Below are 16,409 nucleotides of genomic sequence, written 5' to 3' on the forward strand. Positions count from 1 at the left end.
AGTTCCTCGTCCACGGTCGTGCCGGTCGGGCGGGCCCCCGCCGCCAACGCGGCAGCGATGGATGCGGTGTTCTCCCGCTGGATCTTGAGGATCATCCGCATCAGCCCGAGCTCATCGTGAGCCCAACTCGCGAGTAGTTCGACCGCCTGACGGGCGACTCTTTGACCGCGTGCGAAATCCGCGACCCAGTAGCCGATCTCGCCGACGAACTGCGATTCGTTGATGTTCTGAAGGGCGATCGCGCCGATGACCTCGTCCGACCCGTCGGCGATCGCGAAATTGACGCCACTGTGGGATTGCCAGACGTCAATTCCCAACGTGATGTACTTTTCGGCATCGGCCATCGTGTACGGCGAGGGCACACGCGTGAAGTTCTGCAGCGTCTCGTCCTGACAGGCAACAAAAACCGACTCCGTGTCGGAACTGCGCCAACCGCGCAGGATGACAGGTTCGCCGCCCAGCATCGGTTGGGCCTCAGGCCATCGCAGGTTCATAACTCACGAGCCTACCCGCCTGAGACCGTGGCCACGCTCCGAGAGCACAGCACTGCGGCGATCTCAGATCGCCCACAGATCCGACGGATCGGGCTCACCGGGCGGCACCGGACGCAGCCCCGCGAACAGATCGTCCTCAGGAATGACGGTCGGGAAGGCGCTGTAGACCAGCTGCCAGTCTTCGGTCGGCCACGCTCGGGCCTGCACCTCGAGGGGCACCGAGAACCACATGCCGTCCGGGTCGACCTGCGATGCGTGCGCGCGCAACGCATCGTCGCGGATCTCGAAATACTCGGCACACGCAACCCGGGTCGTGATCCGGTGCTCGTAGCTGTGGTCCTCCCAGGTACCGAGCCGTTCACGATAGGGAGAGTCCATGCCCATCTCGTGCATGGCCGCATCCAGCGCCGCATAGCGCAGCCGATGAAAGCCCATCTGGTAGTAGACCTTCGGCACCGACCAGATCGAACCGAGGTCGGGCCGGTACTCCGGGTCCGCGGCCAGCGCGAGCGCGGCCAGACTCACGCGGTGGCATTGGATGTGATCGGGATGCGGGTAGCCGCCATTCTCGTCATAGGTCGTCAGCACATGCGGACGCAACTCGCGGATGACCTTGACCAGCGGCTCGGCGGCCACGACCGGATCGTAGAGCGCGAAACAGCCCTCGGGCAGCGGCGGCAGCGGATCGCCTTCGGGCAGCCCGGAGTCGACGAAGCCCAGCGGAACCTCCTCCACGCCGAGGATCTCGCGGGCCTTCGTCATCTCTTGTTTACGCACCTCGGCGATGTTCTCCCAGACCTCGGGACGATCCATCTTCGGGTTCAGCACCGAACCGCGCTCCCCACCGGTGCAGGTCGCCACTACCACCCGGACGCCGTCGGCCACGTACTTCGCAGTCGTGGCTGCCCCCTTACTGGACTCGTCGTCGGGATGGGCGTGCACGTGCAGCAGACGCAACTGCTCGCCATCTGCTGCCTGTGCGGTGAGGGGAACGGACATGTCCACCATTGTGCCGAACTGTGCAACCAGACACCTACTCGTTCCGCTGCCGATGAAACCCTACAACCGGACCGCCAAGTCGCGCGGACGTCGGATGGCTAGACTGGTGCGATGGCTGAACAAGAGACGGTATGGCTGACCCGGGAGGCTTTCGAAAAGCTGTCGAACGAGCTGGACCACCTCAAAACGCACGGACGCCCCGAGGTGACCGCCAAGATCGCTGCGGCTCGCGAAGAAGGCGACCTGTCGGAAAATGGCGGATACCACGCCGCGCGCGACGAGCAGGGTCAGATGGAGGGGCGGATCGCTCAGCTCGAGCAGATGCTGCGCACCGCGCAAGTCGGGGAGGCACCCGACAATCCCGACGACGTGGCCGTCGGCACCATCGTGACGGTCGCCTACTTCGACGATGAGGACGACACGGAGACCTTCTTGCTGGGCTCCCGCGAGATGATGGGGCTCGACGATGACATCGACACCCACATCTTCAGCCCGCAATCCCCGCTCGGGGGCGCCGTGCTTGGCGCCGCGAAGGGCGACAAGGTGAGCTACCAGGCTCCCAACGGCCGCAGCATCGAGGTGACCATCCTCGACGTCGCCCCGCTCAAGGGCTGAGGCTCCCAGCAAACTCCAGCTATTCGGCACCACAATCCATCATCTGGGAGTGCTGGTCGGGTTCAGACCGACGGCACTCCCAGAACTCGTTTCAGGGTCGAATCGAGCAGGCTGGCGGGCAGCCGATCGCCGTCTGCCTGCGTGATGCGGGACAGTATTCGAGTGCTCGAAAGCAGCCAGGCGCCGCGACAACGTGCGAAGTCGCTGCGTTCCAGCGGGCTGAAGCACAGTTCCAGTCCCGCGGCCGGCGCTTGCCGGGCCAAGGTTTGGACGGTGATCGAACGTAGCACGCCCTCGACCGGAGGAGTGTGCAGCACACCGTCGATGTCGAGCACCACACTGCAGGTGGGTCCCTCCAGCAGCTTGCCCGAGGGTGAGCAGAAGACAACATCGTCCGCGCCCTGCTGGTGCGCATGCCGTTTGGCCGCCATGTTGATCGCGTATGACAACGATTTGGCTCCGGGCAACAGCCAGGGCAGACTCTCGACCTGCTCTGGCTCGAAGCCGCGGTCGAGCAGCAGCACCTGAACACCGGTGGCGCGTTGACGCCGGGTCACCTCGTCCAGAGGACTGAGCAATGCCCAGGCATTCGGCCGACCGGCGCCTTCGGGACCCCGCGTCCAGACGAACCGCAAAGTGGCCTCACGCTCAGCATGCCAATCCCATCGGCCGACCAGCGCTTCACCGGCGCGGCGAAAGCCTGCCTCGTCCGGGTCTGGCAGCTCGAGCATGGCGGCCGAAACCGCGAGTCTGGCTAGATGGGCATCGAGATCGCGCATCTGGGCTTCGACTACGAGTAACGCCTCAAACACTCCGTCGCCTCGCAACACGCCTTCATCGTCGGCCCGCACGATCGGCTGAGCGGGATCGACCAGCGTTCCGTCGAGCAGTGCGAGCATCTTCTTCACCATGGCGCGACCCTACTCGCTCCCGTGAGTGCAGGTTACGGTCTTGCTAACGATTTGCGTGCAGGAGCCAATTCGTCCACTGAGGCAGATCAGGCGTCGTAGTCTGCGACTATGTCTGAGCCCTCAACTGCACGCCCGCTCGTTGAGATGCGCGGCGTCAACAAGTACTTCGGCACCCATCATGTGCTGAAGGACATCGACCTCGACGTGCACAAGGGCGAAGTCGTTATCGTCATCGGACCGTCGGGCTCCGGCAAGTCCACACTCTGTCGTTCCATCAACCGACTCGAGACGATCGACTCCGGCGAGATCCGCATCGATGGCGTGACGCTTCCCGAAGAAGGCAAAGCCCTCGCCAAGCTGCGCAGCGACGTGGGCATGGTCTTTCAGTCGTTCAATCTGTTCGCCCACAAGACGGTGCTGGAGAACGTGACCCTTGCTCCGATCAAGGTGCACAAGACTGCGAAGAAGGAGGCGCAGCGACGCGCGATGGAATTGCTCACCCGCGTTGGGGTCGAGGATCATGCGAACAAGCTTCCGGCCCAGCTGTCAGGTGGGCAGCAGCAGCGCGTGGCGATCGCCCGCTCGTTGGCGATGGATCCCAAGCTCATCCTGCTGGACGAACCGACCAGTGCGCTGGACCCGGAGATGATCAATGAGGTGCTTGATGTCATGGTCGGCCTCGCGAAATCGGGCATGACCATGGTGGTCGTGACCCACGAGATGGGCTTTGCGAAGAAGGCCGCCGACCGGGTCGTGTTCATGTCCGACGGCGCGATCGTCGAGCAGGCACCACCCGACGAATTCTTCTCCAACCCGAAGTCTGATCGCGCGAAGGACTTCTTGTCCAAGATCCTCAATTAGAGCCAAGAAAACCAAAGGAGCATCAATGAAACTCAACAGGATCGCCGCGGGCCTCGTGGCACTGACAACGGCGTTGACGCTGTCCGCCTGCGGCGGAAACTCCGAAGGGCAGGCAAGCGCTACGCAGTCGTTCGCCGAAGGCACCACGATGGCCAAGCTTGCCGAGGCAGGCACCATCACCATCGGAACGAAGTTCGACCAGCCGCTCTTCGGCCTCGCCGGGCCGGACGGTACCCCCGAGGGCTTCGATGTCGAGATCGGAAAGCTGATCGCCGGGGAACTCGGCATCTCGTCCGACAAGATCAAGTGGGTTGAGACGGTTTCGCAGAACCGTGAGCCGTTCATCCAGAACGGGCAGGTCGACATCGTGGTCGCCACCTATACGATCAACGACAAGCGCAAGGAAGTCGTCGACTTCGCGGGGCCCTATTACATCGCCGGCCAGTCGTTCCTGGTGCCCAAGGGCAATCCGATGAACATCACCGGTCCCGACAGCCTCGGCGACAACGTGATCTGCACGGTGACCGGGTCGACCTCCGAGAAGAACGTCCGTGAATACACCGACAAGGTGATCACCGTCGACAAGTACTCTGACTGCCTCGAACCGATCCGCACCGGTGAAGCCAAGGCACTGACCACCGACAACGTGATCCTGGCCGGACTGGTCAGCCAAAACGGCGATGAGTTCGAGGTCACCGACGGCACCTTCACCTCCGAGCCCTACGGCATCGGGCTGGCCAAGGGGGACGACGAGTTCCGCGCCTTCATCAACGACACTCTTGAGGCGTCCTACTCCGACGGACGTTGGGCCAAGGCCTGGGAATCCACGGCGGGTACCGTCCTCCCCACTCCCGAGCCGCCTGCAGTCGACCGCTACTGATCACCGAATCGGGGACGCCTGACACCCTCTCAGGCGTCCCCCTGACCGAAACAAGAACCAGGTGCGCCCATGGAAGCCGTATTCGCGAATCTCGACCAATACTGGGTGGGATTTCAAGTCACCCTAGAGCTGCTGGTCGTCGGCGGCTTGGGCGCCCTGGTGATCGGGACGATGGTCGCACTGATGCGCATTTCGCCGATCAGTAGCCTGCGGGCTATCGCGACCGGTTACACCGAGATCATGCGCAACACCCCGCTGACACTCGTCTTCTTCTTCATCATCGTGGTGCTGCCCGCGCTACAGATCGGCATCAACTCCAAGATCGGCGCCTATATCGCGCTCAGCCTGTATACCTCGTCGTTCGTCGCCGAAGCCATCCGCTCAGGAATCAACGGGGTGCCGATCGGCCAGGCAGAGGCAGCGCGATCACTCGGGATGCGTTTCGGCCAGACCATTTCGTTGATCATCTTGCCGCAGGCGCTGCGGATGGTCGTGCCGCCGCTGATCAACGTGCTCATCGCCTTGACCAAGAACACCTCGGTCGCCGGCGGTTTCCTGGTCGTCGAACTCTTTGCGGTGTCCAAGACGCTGGCGAATAACAACGGAAACGCGGTCATCCCGATTCTGCTCGGCACCGCGACCTGCTATCTGATCATCACCATCCCGCTTGGCCAATTGGCGGGCCAGATCGAGCGAAAGGTGGCGATGCAGCGATGAGCGCGACCGCGAGCATCCTTTACGATGCGCCTGGTCCGAAGACCAGAAAACTGTCCCGGATCGTCTCGATCATCGCGGGTGTGGTGATCGCCGGCGGATTCGTCTGGCTGATCTGGGCGCTGGGCCAGCCCCGCACCACCGTCAACGGCGCCCACCTGACCGGCGTGTGGAGCCCCGAGCGCTGGGATATCTTCACCGACGCCGAGGTGTGGAAGGGGCTACTCGTCCGTGGCCTGATCAAAGGCACCCTGCGTGCAGCCGGCTTGGCCGCGGTGCTCGCCATCTTGCTCGGCGTGGTGCTCTGCTTCGCCCGTACTGCTCCGCAGCGCTGGGTTAGGGTGCCGGCCACGGTCGTTCTCGAGTTCTTCCGCGGCATGCCCGTACTACTGATGATGCTATTCATCCTGCTCGCCCTGGGCACCGGCGGGTATTGGGCCGTGGTGCTCGCACTGACCGTCTACAACGGCGCAATCATCGGCGAGGCGTTGCGTGCTGGGCTTCAAGCGCTACCCAAGGGACAGCGCGAGGCCGGTCTCTCGCTCGGGCTGACGCCATTGTCCACTCGGCTCTACGTGGAGTTCCCGCAGGCCTTCCAGCAGATGCTGCCGATCATCGTGGCGCAACTGGTGGTGCTACTGAAGGACACCTCGCTGGCCTATGTGGTGGCCTACCCGGAGATCCTGCGGATCTCCAACCAGCTCAAGGATTACTACGGTTCGACACGCTATTCGTTCTCGATCTTCATCGTAACCCTGCTGATCTACCTGGCCGTGAACTTCTCGCTCTCGGCGTTGGCCCGCTGGATCGCACACCGTTCCGCTCCGAAGAGCGGCCAGCATATCGATCCGGTCCAGGCAACCAGCAGTCTGCAGTCGTCGGCCCCTGCTGTTCCGGGCAGTCAGATCTGAACGAGGTCAGTCGTCGACTCTGATGACGGCCCTGCCCATGACGACGCCGATCTCCAACTGCGCCGACCCGTTGCCGACCACATATTCGTCGAGGATGGCTTGCGAATCGCCGGGCCAGCTGATCCGGCCGAGTTGGGTCTGCGAGCGAACTGTCACGTTCGCGCCGTGGGTCAGACGGATCGACAAATTACCCGACTCGACCTTGATCCGCGAACGTCCCTCGCTGAGCGGGCCGGACAGCGATGCCCCGCCCGCCTGGATCAACGCATCGCTGACTTCGACCACATCACTCAGGCTGGCCTGGCCCACGCTCACCCGGATGCTGCCGAGCTTGGGTACACCGACGGTCGTGAGCTTGTTGCCGGTGACCTCGGCCTCCACCGTGACGGACGGATTGACCCGCACCACCAGCTCTTTGCCGAAACCCAGCACTCGCAGGTCGTCCACCGAACGGGGCGGATGCACCAGACTGAAGCCGCTGGTGTTGATGCCGAGTTCGCCTTCGGTGCTGACTTCCAGCGTGGCGCCCTGACGCCGAATCGTGTGCGGTCCGTCAACCGATGCGGTGGCGATGCGGCCATCTCCCACGATGCGCACCCGGCGACCGACCGAACGGACGATCAGTTTCTCGACCGATCTCCCGGCCGCCGGACGAGGGGTGGCCGGCGCCGCGAAGTTCTTCGGTTCCGGCACCACCGAAGCCACATTCGAGGGCAGTACCGCGCCGGCGAACTCGCCCAGCCGCTGCCAGGCGCCGCGCGCGATCTCGCCTGCGTCCCGGAAGACTTCGCCGGCGACCGCGGCAACGTTGTCCAACTCGATGTCGAAGAGGCCATGGCCCGCCTGACTGTTGCCGGAGTCGCTGACCCGGCCGTCCTGCGGCGCTTCATCGCTCTCGCCGTCTCCGGATGCCTCGTCGTCCCCTGGTGTCTCGTCGCGCTCGGAGGCGGCGGCCTGCTCGGCTGGCTCGGCCTCGGTAACAGCCGGTTCGTCGGATTCGTCGGGTAGCGCACGGGCCGGACGATTGTCGTAAAGAGCCTCGGGTGGAATCTGCACCCGCTCGGCCGGCCGGTCCAAGTCGGCGACGAGACTGGCGGCCTGGTCGGCGTCGATCTTGCCGTCGGCAAGGGCGTGCAAGATACGGTTCAGCTCCGCGGGGTCACTCATGCGTCCAACTTAGCTCCGCGTTGCCCACGCCGGAACCGTGGCCCACGCCCTTCAGGGTTTGATCCGGACGATTCGTTGCTGCGGTTCTTGCGCGTCTGCTCCGCGTCGTGCAGTTCGCCCGCCCGGATGCAACCGCTGATGAAGGCCACCAGAGGAATGGCGAAGAGTGCGCCGGGGACCCCGGCGACGATGGCGCCGACAGCGATACCCAACAACACGATCAGGGGATGAATCTCGACTGCCTTGCCGAGCACCAGCGGCTGCAACACGTGCGACTCGATCGTCATCACCATGATGAAGACAGCCAGCATGATGACCGCCTTGACGAATCCGAGCGTCACCAGAACCACCAAGGTGGCAACGGTGCCTGCGATCAGTGCGCCGAGCAGTGGGATGAACGAGCAGACGAAGGTGAGTGCCGTGATGGCCAGCCACAGGTTCGAGCCGAGCACGAGTGCACCGAGGCCGGCACCCACGCCATCAATGCCCGCGACGATCACGGCGGCACGCACGTACGACGTCAAGGACATCCAGCCGCCGCGGACGGCCGGCCAAACGGAGCTGAATACGTGGGTGGGAACCAGACTCTCGGCGACCTTGGTGATGCGCTCGCCGTCCTTGAGGAAGAAGAATGTGGCGAACAGGCAGGTGGCGAGGCCCGCGAAGAACTCGCCAACCGTGGCACCGGCGCTGGCGACACCGCTGGCGATCCTGCCGGACGATTGCTGTGCGTAGTTGGCCAGTTCGGTGAGCCAGTAGTCGATCTGGCTGTGGTCCAGGCTGAGATTCAGTGGACCATTCGCAGCCCAGTTCAACAGGCTCCGGACGCCTTCGGTGGCCTTTTCAACAAGTTCGGACGATTGCCAGGCGACCTGGGCACCCACTACTACCAGCAGACCGAGCACCACCAGGATCAGCGAAAGCAGAGCGGTGATACTGCCGAGCCAGCGCGGCCAGCCCTTGGAGACGAGCCACTCCGCGAACGGCCTGAGCCCCGAGGTGAACAGCGTCGCCAGAATCAGTGGAATGACGACCAGACTGAGGTACGAGCCGACCTTCCACAACACCACGACCACCGCACCCACGACCAGCAGCCGCCAACCCCAGCTGGCGCCTATTCTCAACCACTTCGGAGTCAGGGCGATGTCATCGGATTGTTGAGGCTCGGGGACCGGGAAATCGGCAGAAGTGGCTCCGCTGGCAGCAGTCATGCAGACCTCCAAGGTGGTTCGGCTGGTCAAGCGCTTCGACTTGCCAAGTATAAGGTCGGGCGGTCACCGGGGCGCTGGACGCCGGTGATCGCCCGGAGGCTACCGCTGCGCGCCGATTTCCGGCGGCGTCCTAACCTGTGGTGGTGCCCCGCCTATCGATGAAGCAGATGCCCCGCGATGTCTGGGTGCTCTCCCTGGTCGCTTTGCTGGTGGCCGTCGGCTTCGGTGTCATGGTGCCGGTGCTGCCGGTCTTCGCCCGCAGTTTCGACGTCAGCCAGTTCGAGGTGGGTGCGGTGATCAGCGCGTTCGCGCTGGCCAGGCTGGTGATGGGTCCCTTCTGCGGGCGTTTGAATCGGGCGATCGGCGAACGAGTCGCGCTCGGTATCGGGATCGGCATTGTCGCGCTCAGCACCGCGGGTGCCGGGTTGTCCCGCAGCTATCTGCAGTTGCTCGTGCTGCGTGGCGCGGGCGGCATCGGCTCGGCGATGTTCTCGGTTGCTGCCATGACGCTGCTGCTGGCCAGCGTAGGACCGGAATTGCGTGGCCGGGCCAGCGCCGCATATTCCGGCGGCTTCCTGATCGGCGGTATGGCCGGGCCCGCCGTCGGCGGCCTGCTGGCGGCCATCTCTATCAGGGCACCGTTCTTCTTCTACGCGGGCACCCTGGTGCTGGCCGGCGCTGCAGGCCTGGCGCTGCTCAGCCGGAGTCAGATCAGGCCCACCGACAAGACCGGGGAGGCAGCGCTGAGCTTCGCCGATGCCTGGCGGCGTCCGGGATATCAGCTGGCCTGCGCAGCGAACTTCAGCACCGGGTGGCAGGCACAGGGGGCACGCTCAACTCTGGTTCCGCTGCTGGTGGTGGAGGTCTTGCACGAGCCGACATCGTGGACTGGCGTGGCTTTCGCTGTCGCCGCGGTGGTCCAGGCTGTGGTGCTGCAACCGGCCGGTCGCCTGGTGGACACCAGAGGACGTCGTCCGATGCTGGTCGCCGGGCTATTGATCTGCGCTGCCTCATCGGCGCTGATTCCGTTCGCGTCGAACATGGCCTGGTTGATCGTGATCCTGTGCATCTTCGGGGTCGGTTCGGCGGTCATGTCGACCGCGCCGACCGCCATGGTGGGCGACGTGATCGGAGGCAGCGGAGGCACCCCGGTAGCGGTCTTCCAGATGTCGTCCGATCTGGGATCGATTGTCGGGCCGCTCGCCGTGGGTGCGCTGGCCGACCACTATCCGCTGCCGATCGCCTTCGGAATCGGAGCGGTCTTGATGGCCGCCATCGGCATCTGGTCGGGCAGCGGCCTTCGCCGAACCAACGCCTAGTCGTCCGGGCCGCCGCCGGGTGGCAGCCGAATGCGAGGACCAGGCCGGCGGCGACTAACCTGGCTGGCATGAATCCGCGCCCGCTTTCCGAACTCATGGCCCCCGACTGGGCTCAGGTATTGGCCGACCAGGAGCCGCGGATTCACGAGATGGGCGGTTTTCTGCGCTCCGAACTGAGCGCCGGACGCAGCTACCTCCCGACCGGCGACAAGGTGCTGCGGGCCTTCAGCCGCCCACTGGCCGAGGTCCGGGTGTTGATCGTCGGCCAGGATCCCTACCCCACACCGGGACATCCGATCGGACTCAGTTTCGCAGTCGAGCGTTCGGTGCGTCCGCTGCCGAAGTCGCTGATCAATATCTATAAGGAGTTGCAGTCGGATCTGGGTATCGCGCCCGCCGAACACGGCGATCTGACGGGTTGGTTCGATCAGGGCGTGCTGCTGCTCAACAGGTGCCTGACGGTGCAGCCGGGGCGTTCGGCATCGCACCGAGGCAAGGGCTGGGAGCAGGTCACCCAGGCCGCCATCGATGCGCTCGCAGCCCGCGGCGGACCGCTGGTCGCGATCCTGTGGGGGCGCGACGCGCAGACACTCACCCCAACCCTTTCGGCGGCCGGCGTCCCGATCATCGCATCACCGCATCCGTCGCCGCTGTCGGCGAGCGCGGGATTCTTCGGCTCGCGTCCGTTCAGCCGCGCAAACCAGGCGCTGGCGGCGCAGGACGATACCGGGATCGACTGGGATCTCAACCAGGCATAGAGATCGCGCGACCACGACATAGCCCGTCAACGCAACCACCCCAAGGAGTGACGATGAGAATTTCGCTGGTACTGGGCTCCGGCGGCGCCCGGGGATATGCCCATATCGGGGCCATCGAGGAGCTACTCTCACGAGGCCACGAGATCGTCGCGGTGGCCGGCTCGTCCATAGGTGCGCTGGTCGGGGGTGCCTACGCGGCCGGACGACTGGACGATCTCAAGCAAACCGCGCTCAAACTCACCCGCGCCGACCTATGGATGATGGCGCAGCCGTCGCTGAATACACCCGGGCTGCTCAAACTCGACCGGGTGATGAAGCGGATGGAACAAGTAGTCGGCGATGTCCGCATCGAGGAGCTGCCGATGCCCTATACCGCCGTGGCCACCGATCTGCTCGCCGGGCGGGAGATCTGGTTTCACAGTGGCCCCCTGCTGACAGCGATCCGGGCGTCCATCGCCATTCCATCGGTCTTCCAGCCGATCATGCTGCACGGCCGGCTGCTGGTGGACGGTGGCGTGGTGAATCCACTGCCCATGGAGACCTCACTGCGCCTGGACGCCGATCTGACCGTGGCGGTCTCTCTGTTCGGCCGCGAGCGCGGCTGGGAGCACGGCAGTGCGATCGAGATCTCGTCCGACGAGTCCAGCAGCAATCCGCTGAACAGACTCCAGGAGCGCCTGGCCGACGTGCTGCCGACGGCCCGCGCGCGAGCGGTCAGGAGCGCGCCCACCGACCCATTCGAGCCGCTGCCGCCCGATCTGGATCTGACCGACATGCTCACGATGTCGCTCGACGTCATGCACGAGCGCATCCAGGCCTCCCGGGTAGCCGTCAACCCGCCCGATGTGCACGTCGAGGTACCGGCCCGCACGTCTACCCTCTTCGATTTCGATCAGGCAGCACGGATCATCGAGATCGGGCGTCAGTTGGCCGCCGAGCAGTTCGATGAGGCGGGGCTCTAGCCGCTCGCCCTTGGTTCGGGTTCTTAAGCTGGAGGCATGTTCGGTTTCAGGAAGAACGTGCGCGTGACCGCGGAAACTGCCTTGTCAGGACGCGAGACTCCGGTGGCGGACCCCCGCCTGCCGCACCGGATCTTCGGCGAACCACTGAATGCGGAACATCCAGGAAGTCAGACTGCCTACTTCGCGCTCGGATGCTTCTGGGGCGCGGAGAAGCTCTTCTGGCGCCGGCCAGGCGTGGTTTCGACCGCGGTCGGCTATCAGGGCGGATTCACGCCGAACCCGACATACCAGCAGGTTTGCACCGGGTTGACCGGGCATGCGGAGACCGTCCGGGTGGTCTTCGATCCCTCCGAGATCAGCTACGCCGAACTGGTGCGGGTCTTCTTCGAAAGCCACGATCCCACTCAGGGCGACCGACAGGGCAACGACAGCGGCACGCAATACCGTTCGGCGATCTTCACCGTCTCGGACGACCAGCAGCAGATCGCCGAGAAGGTACGCGCCGACTACCAGCATGCCCTGACCGATGCGGGCTATGGCCAGATCACCACATCGATCGAGCCGGCCCCACCGTTCTATCTCGCCGAGGACTATCACCAGCAATACCTGGACGCGAACCCGGGCGGCTACGACTGTCATGTCAGAACCGGGGTTGCCTGCCCAGCCTCAGCGGGCACCTGAATCTCTAGTTGGGGTTTAGCCCAGTTCTTTTCTCATCTCAGCTAGTCGCGCCGATTTGACCGTTAAGGAAAATCTCAGCGGGCTAGCCATGGCTCCGTGGATCCACTTACGGTCGCGGAGATAGCCAGAGCTATGTCTGTCTGCACGCGACACCATCGCGCGGACGACGCCGAGTTCCGGCCATCACCCCGACCGCTGCGTGGAAGGAACCGGAAGCATGGGATTCACCAGGAAGACGCGGGCACGAGTCGCTGGCATCGTCGCGACCGGCACACTGCTGACAGGCGCCGTCATCATCCCGCAGATGGCGATAGCGTCCAACACCACCATCGTGGCGACCGCCTCGCTCAATGTGCGCCTGGAACCCACCACCAACTCACAGATTCTCGGCGTCCTATCGTCGGGTGAGCAGGTGGAGCGCCGCGGCGACGCTCAGGGTGAATGGACGCCGGTGCGCTACAACGGACAAGACGCTTGGGTCTTCTCCGCCTACACGAGTCTCGGAGGCGTCGAATCGGCCACCGGCGGTACCGCCAGCGCGACCGTTGCGGTGAACGTGCGGGCCGGGGCGTCCACTCTCGCCAGCATCCTCGGCACCCTCGGCGTTGGGGAGAGCGTCAATGTGACCGGTGACCAGGTCGGCGGCTGGATTCCGGTCTCGTACAACGGACGTAACGGCTTCGTCTACGCGGTCTACCTGTCGTTCGATTCCTCGACCGACGCTCCGGACACCAACACCGGTGTGAGCGGCGACGCGACAGCAACCACCGCACTCAATGTGCGCTTCGGCCCCGGCACCGACTATGGCGTGCTGGCCGTGTTGAGCACCGGCGAATCGGTTACCACGCGAGGCGGTGACGACGACGGCTGGACCCCGATCAGCTACCACGGTCAGGACGCCTGGGTCGCCACCCGGTATCTATCGACCAGCGGTGGTCAAGGAGGTGACGACGCCGACGAGCCGACGACTACCGATGATGGCGATGAGGCGTCGGAGACCTCCACCGGATACACCACAACCGATGTGAACCTGCGCACGGGGCCCGGGCTCGATTACCGAGTCGTCCGAGTGCTTGGCGCCAACACCGAGGTCGAACTCACCGGTCTCACCCAGAACGGCTACAGCCAGCTGGACGACGACGGCACGCTGCGCTGGATCTCCACCACCTACCTGAGCGATGAGCCGGTCAGCACGAGCAGCGCCGGGTCGGACGACTCGAGTGGCGGCGATTCGGGCTCGGTCGATACCAGCACCTGGGATGCCATCGCCCAGTGCGAGTCAAGCGGTAACTGGTCCATCAACACCGGCAACGGCTACTACGGCGGAGTTCAGTTCAGCTACTCCACCTGGCTCGCCTTCGGCGGCGGCGAATATGCACCGACCGCGAACCTGGCAACCAAGGCCCAGCAGATCGAGATCGCCGAGAAGGTCCTCGCTGTTCAGGGCTGGGGCGCGTGGCCGGCCTGCAGCTCGAAGCTTGGGCTCCGCTGACCTTTGCGTGACTTCCCGACTCCTAGAGTGGACGCATGAGTCCGGCCGTGATCGTCACGTTGATCCTCATCATAGGCATCGGATTGGTGATGGCTGCCGCCATGGCCGACCGACGCAGTGCTGCCCGGGCAGAAGGCGCCGATTTGGCGACCATGGACGAGGCCGGCCGGCGCACTCGTCCGGCCGCCGATAGACAAGCACCACTCGGACCGCCCGCATACGTCACCACCGATCAGTTGCTGCGCAACGCGCCGGCCGCCGGCCGCTTCACACCCGATCAGGAACGCGATCTCGCCTCCAGGCTGGCGGCCCCGTCGACGGTGCGGGTCGAGTGCCAGCTGGCTACCTCGACGCTGGCCACTCACACCGGCGAACGCGCGATCCTCGACCAGCCGCGAGTACTGGTCTGCGCCGATGGCATCACGCGGTTGCGCGAAATCCTGCCGCTGCTGGGCACCGCGTCCGCGGATATGCGACCGCTGCTGATCGCGGCACCGACCATCGACGCGGATGTGTTGGAGACGATCATCGCCAACAAGCTCGGCGGCAAGCTGCAGATCTGCGTGGTGCTCGGCCAGGTCGAGGCACTGGAGCAGTTGGCCGCCGCCACCGGAAGCACACCGGCGGTCTTCGCCGATCGTCAGACCGGCGCGGTCGTCTTCACCGAGCTGGGACAGCCGGCCACGATCGTCGCCGATCGGTCTGCTTGCTGGGTGATCAGTGCGACCTGAACCTCTAGTTGGGGTTGAGCTGAATGATTCTCTCATTTTTGCTTGTCAGAAACACATCAGAGGTTTATCGAGGTCTCAGGTGCCTGGTCGCAGGCTGCCCCGTGCACTTACGGTCGCAACGTTGGCTGGGGTTAGGCGTGGTCACGCGCGGTGCGTGTGACCGGGGAAGACGCCGGTAACCCCCAGCCATCACACGACCGTTGCCTGGAAGGAACCCCAGCACGATGACAGCAAAGAAGAGATCACGAACGGCAGTGGCAAGCATCGCGGTCGCCGGCGTACTCGTCGGCGGGAGCCTTGTCGTCCCTCAACTCGCAATCGCAGCCAACAACACGCTCACCGCCACCACAGCGGTCAACGTGCGCATCGAACCAACGATCAGTTCGCAGATTCTCGGTACGCTGGCGGCTGGCGAGCAGGTCGAGCGGCGAGGTGACCCGCAGGGCGAGTGGACTCCCGTCAGCTATAACGGCCAGGACGCGTGGGTCTACTCCGAATACACCAGTCTGGGCGGCAGCGAGTCCGCCTCGGGTGGCACCGCCACGGCCACCGCGCAGTTGAACGTCCGGGCAGGGATGTCCACGCTAACCAGCATCCTGGGAACCCTCGCCGTGGGCGAGACGGTGAGCGTCACCGGGGCCCAGGTCGGAGGTTGGGTTCCGGTCTCCTACAAGGGTCATGACGGCTACGCCTTCACCACCTACCTCTCGTTCGACTCGACCACCGAGGATCCGGCCACCAACGACGAGAACTCGGACGACGTCGAGTCCGCGGCCCCGGATGCCACCGATGATGGCACCACGGACAATGGCAGCACGAATGACGGCGCTACCGGAACAGCGACGGCGACCACAGCACTCAATGTGCGCTCCGGACCCGGCACCAGCTACAGCGTGATCTCGGTTCTGAAGACCGGCGAGGCGGTCACCACGACCGGCGATGATCAGGACGGCTGGACTCCGATCAGCTTCAACGGCCAGGGCGCCTGGGTCTCGACACAGTACTTGTCCACCAGCGGCAGCACAGCTGAGGACGAGGAAGAGAGCAGCGACGGCCAGACCGAGACCGCTTACACCACTACCGACGTCAATCTGCGTACCGGACCCGGGCTCGACTACCGGATCGTCCGTGTCTTGAGCCCGAATACCGAAGTCGAGCTGACCGGTCTCACTCAGAACGGCTTCAGCCAGGTGGACGACGACGGCACGCTGCGCTGGATTTCGACCACCTACCTCAGCGACGAACCGGTCAGCACCAACACCGGCTCGGGCTCGACGGCGGGTCCGAGCGTGCCGAGTGGTTCGAACACCGGCACCTCGCTGAACACGGGTGGATCGTCGGGTCTCGACGGTCTGACCGCCAGCGGTAAAGGCATCGTCTATGAGATTCGCGAAGTGTTCCCGCAGATCACCACCATGTACGGTGTGCGCGCGGATTCGCTTCCCGACCACCCGAGCGGACGCGCGGTCGACATCATGATGCCGAATGGGTCCAGCGACGTGGACTTGGGCAATGAGATAGCCGCGTACCTGCAGGATCACGCCGATGAACTCAACATCGAGTACCTGATCTGGCGTCAGCGCATCTGGATCAACGGACAAAGCGGTTGGACAGCGATGGCCGATCGCGGTGGCATCACCGCCAACCACTACGATCACGTGCACGTGACGGTCAACTACTGATCATTCGGAGATGCTGCGCGG

Annotated in this window: 17 protein-coding genes; 12 read left to right on the forward strand and 5 right to left on the reverse strand. The window is 64.5% G+C overall.

Annotation, left to right across the window (positions count from 1 at the left end; genetic code table 11):
- The coding region (locus AAFP05_RS01720) for a GNAT family N-acetyltransferase (protein ID WP_341728125.1) at window positions 1-494 on the reverse strand (494 nt) is incomplete at its 3' end.
- A gap of 63 nt (window positions 495-557) precedes the next feature.
- Window positions 558-1,502 carry a mycothiol conjugate amidase Mca gene (gene mca, locus AAFP05_RS01725; RefSeq protein ID WP_341728126.1) on the reverse strand — a complete coding sequence of 315 codons (945 nt, stop codon included), beginning with the start codon at window positions 1,500-1,502 and terminating at the stop codon, window positions 558-560.
- A 102-nt stretch (window positions 1,503-1,604) separates the two neighbouring features.
- Between mca and greA the strand changes: the two genes are divergently transcribed.
- A complete protein-coding gene (gene greA / locus AAFP05_RS01730) occupies window positions 1,605-2,108 on the forward strand; it encodes a transcription elongation factor GreA (RefSeq protein ID WP_341728127.1) in 504 nt (167 codons plus the stop codon).
- Between the two features lie 62 nt (window positions 2,109-2,170).
- Here the strand turns inward: greA and AAFP05_RS01735 are convergent, their stop codons facing one another.
- Window positions 2,171-3,019, reverse strand: coding sequence for an aminotransferase class IV (locus tag AAFP05_RS01735; protein ID WP_341728128.1), 849 nt, complete (start codon window positions 3,017-3,019; stop codon window positions 2,171-2,173).
- 108 nt (window positions 3,020-3,127) lie between these two features.
- Between AAFP05_RS01735 and AAFP05_RS01740 the strand changes: the two genes are divergently transcribed.
- The 4 genes from AAFP05_RS01740 to AAFP05_RS01755 all read left to right on the forward strand — a co-directional run bounded on the left by AAFP05_RS01740 (window position 3,128) and on the right by AAFP05_RS01755 (window position 6,385).
- Window positions 3,128-3,880 carry an amino acid ABC transporter ATP-binding protein gene (locus AAFP05_RS01740; RefSeq protein ID WP_341728129.1) on the forward strand — a complete coding sequence of 251 codons (753 nt, stop codon included), beginning with the start codon at window positions 3,128-3,130 and terminating at the stop codon, window positions 3,878-3,880.
- A 25-nt stretch (window positions 3,881-3,905) separates the two neighbouring features.
- On the forward strand, window positions 3,906-4,760 hold the full coding sequence (locus AAFP05_RS01745) for a glutamate ABC transporter substrate-binding protein (RefSeq protein WP_341728130.1): 855 nt from the start codon (window positions 3,906-3,908) through the stop codon (window positions 4,758-4,760).
- Between the two features lie 69 nt (window positions 4,761-4,829).
- Window positions 4,830-5,477 (forward strand): amino acid ABC transporter permease, encoded by a 648-nt coding sequence (locus AAFP05_RS01750; RefSeq protein WP_341728131.1) that lies wholly within the window; start codon window positions 4,830-4,832, stop codon window positions 5,475-5,477.
- A complete protein-coding gene (locus AAFP05_RS01755) occupies window positions 5,474-6,385 on the forward strand; it encodes an amino acid ABC transporter permease (protein WP_341728132.1) in 912 nt (303 codons plus the stop codon). The genes AAFP05_RS01750 and AAFP05_RS01755 overlap by 4 nt, the downstream gene beginning before the upstream one ends.
- Window positions 6,386-6,391: 6 nt before the next feature.
- On the opposite strand, the gene AAFP05_RS01760 is transcribed toward AAFP05_RS01755, so the two are convergent.
- Together AAFP05_RS01760 and AAFP05_RS01765 are read right to left on the reverse strand one after the other, a co-directional pair.
- On the reverse strand, window positions 6,392-7,552 hold the full coding sequence (locus AAFP05_RS01760) for a hypothetical protein (protein ID WP_341728133.1): 1,161 nt from the start codon (window positions 7,550-7,552) through the stop codon (window positions 6,392-6,394).
- Window positions 7,549-8,763 carry an AI-2E family transporter gene (locus AAFP05_RS01765; RefSeq protein WP_341728134.1) on the reverse strand — a complete coding sequence of 405 codons (1,215 nt, stop codon included), beginning with the start codon at window positions 8,761-8,763 and terminating at the stop codon, window positions 7,549-7,551. The genes AAFP05_RS01760 and AAFP05_RS01765 overlap by 4 nt, the downstream gene beginning before the upstream one ends.
- 143 nt (window positions 8,764-8,906) lie before the next feature.
- Here AAFP05_RS01765 and AAFP05_RS01770 point away from each other — a divergent pair, with 143 nt between their 5' ends.
- From AAFP05_RS01770 to AAFP05_RS01800, 7 genes are all read left to right on the forward strand, one after another.
- Complete coding sequence (locus AAFP05_RS01770) at window positions 8,907-10,082, forward strand: MFS transporter (RefSeq protein WP_341728135.1); 1,176 nt, start codon at window positions 8,907-8,909, stop codon at window positions 10,080-10,082.
- A gap of 68 nt (window positions 10,083-10,150) precedes the next feature.
- Window positions 10,151-10,840, forward strand: a complete 690-nt coding sequence (locus tag AAFP05_RS01775) for a uracil-DNA glycosylase (RefSeq protein WP_341728136.1) — start codon at window positions 10,151-10,153, stop codon at window positions 10,838-10,840.
- Between the two features lie 53 nt (window positions 10,841-10,893).
- Window positions 10,894-11,802: a patatin-like phospholipase family protein gene (locus tag AAFP05_RS01780; RefSeq protein WP_341728137.1), complete on the forward strand. Its 909-nt coding sequence runs from the start codon at window positions 10,894-10,896 to the stop codon at window positions 11,800-11,802.
- A 36-nt stretch (window positions 11,803-11,838) separates the two neighbouring features.
- A complete protein-coding gene (gene msrA, locus AAFP05_RS01785) occupies window positions 11,839-12,483 on the forward strand; it encodes a peptide-methionine (S)-S-oxide reductase MsrA (RefSeq protein ID WP_341728138.1) in 645 nt (214 codons plus the stop codon).
- Window positions 12,484-12,700: 217 nt separating this feature from the next.
- Window positions 12,701-13,975, forward strand: a complete 1,275-nt coding sequence (locus AAFP05_RS01790) for an SH3 domain-containing protein (protein WP_341728139.1) — start codon at window positions 12,701-12,703, stop codon at window positions 13,973-13,975.
- Window positions 13,976-14,010: 35 nt separating this feature from the next.
- Window positions 14,011-14,706, forward strand: a complete 696-nt coding sequence (locus AAFP05_RS01795; RefSeq protein ID WP_341728140.1) for a hypothetical protein — start codon at window positions 14,011-14,013, stop codon at window positions 14,704-14,706.
- Window positions 14,707-14,930: 224 nt separating this feature from the next.
- A complete protein-coding gene (locus AAFP05_RS01800; protein WP_341728141.1) occupies window positions 14,931-16,388 on the forward strand; it encodes an SH3 domain-containing protein in 1,458 nt (485 codons plus the stop codon).
- Window positions 16,389-16,409 lie beyond the last annotated feature (21 nt).

It is taken from the genome of Brooklawnia sp. (assembly GCF_032229645.1).
GTDB lineage: Bacteria > Actinomycetota > Actinomycetes > Propionibacteriales > Propionibacteriaceae > Brooklawnia.

Coding starts and splice junctions, on each gene's coding strand:
- mca (WP_341728126.1), bottom strand. CDS start 1,502: ATGGTGGACATGTCCGTTCCCCTCACCGCACAGGCAGCAGATGGCGAG.
- greA (WP_341728127.1), top strand. CDS start 1,605: ATGGCTGAACAAGAGACGGTATGGCTGACCCGGGAGGCTTTCGAAAAG.
- AAFP05_RS01735 (WP_341728128.1), bottom strand. CDS start 3,019: ATGGTGAAGAAGATGCTCGCACTGCTCGACGGAACGCTGGTCGATCCC.
- AAFP05_RS01740 (WP_341728129.1), top strand. CDS start 3,128: ATGTCTGAGCCCTCAACTGCACGCCCGCTCGTTGAGATGCGCGGCGTC.
- AAFP05_RS01745 (WP_341728130.1), top strand. CDS start 3,906: ATGAAACTCAACAGGATCGCCGCGGGCCTCGTGGCACTGACAACGGCG.
- AAFP05_RS01750 (WP_341728131.1), top strand. CDS start 4,830: ATGGAAGCCGTATTCGCGAATCTCGACCAATACTGGGTGGGATTTCAA.
- AAFP05_RS01755 (WP_341728132.1), top strand. CDS start 5,474: ATGAGCGCGACCGCGAGCATCCTTTACGATGCGCCTGGTCCGAAGACC.
- AAFP05_RS01760 (WP_341728133.1), bottom strand. CDS start 7,552: ATGAGTGACCCCGCGGAGCTGAACCGTATCTTGCACGCCCTTGCCGAC.
- AAFP05_RS01765 (WP_341728134.1), bottom strand. CDS start 8,763: ATGACTGCTGCCAGCGGAGCCACTTCTGCCGATTTCCCGGTCCCCGAG.
- AAFP05_RS01775 (WP_341728136.1), top strand. CDS start 10,151: ATGAATCCGCGCCCGCTTTCCGAACTCATGGCCCCCGACTGGGCTCAG.
- AAFP05_RS01780 (WP_341728137.1), top strand. CDS start 10,894: ATGAGAATTTCGCTGGTACTGGGCTCCGGCGGCGCCCGGGGATATGCC.
- msrA (WP_341728138.1), top strand. CDS start 11,839: ATGTTCGGTTTCAGGAAGAACGTGCGCGTGACCGCGGAAACTGCCTTG.
- AAFP05_RS01790 (WP_341728139.1), top strand. CDS start 12,701: ATGGGATTCACCAGGAAGACGCGGGCACGAGTCGCTGGCATCGTCGCG.
- AAFP05_RS01795 (WP_341728140.1), top strand. CDS start 14,011: ATGAGTCCGGCCGTGATCGTCACGTTGATCCTCATCATAGGCATCGGA.
- AAFP05_RS01800 (WP_341728141.1), top strand. CDS start 14,931: ATGACAGCAAAGAAGAGATCACGAACGGCAGTGGCAAGCATCGCGGTC.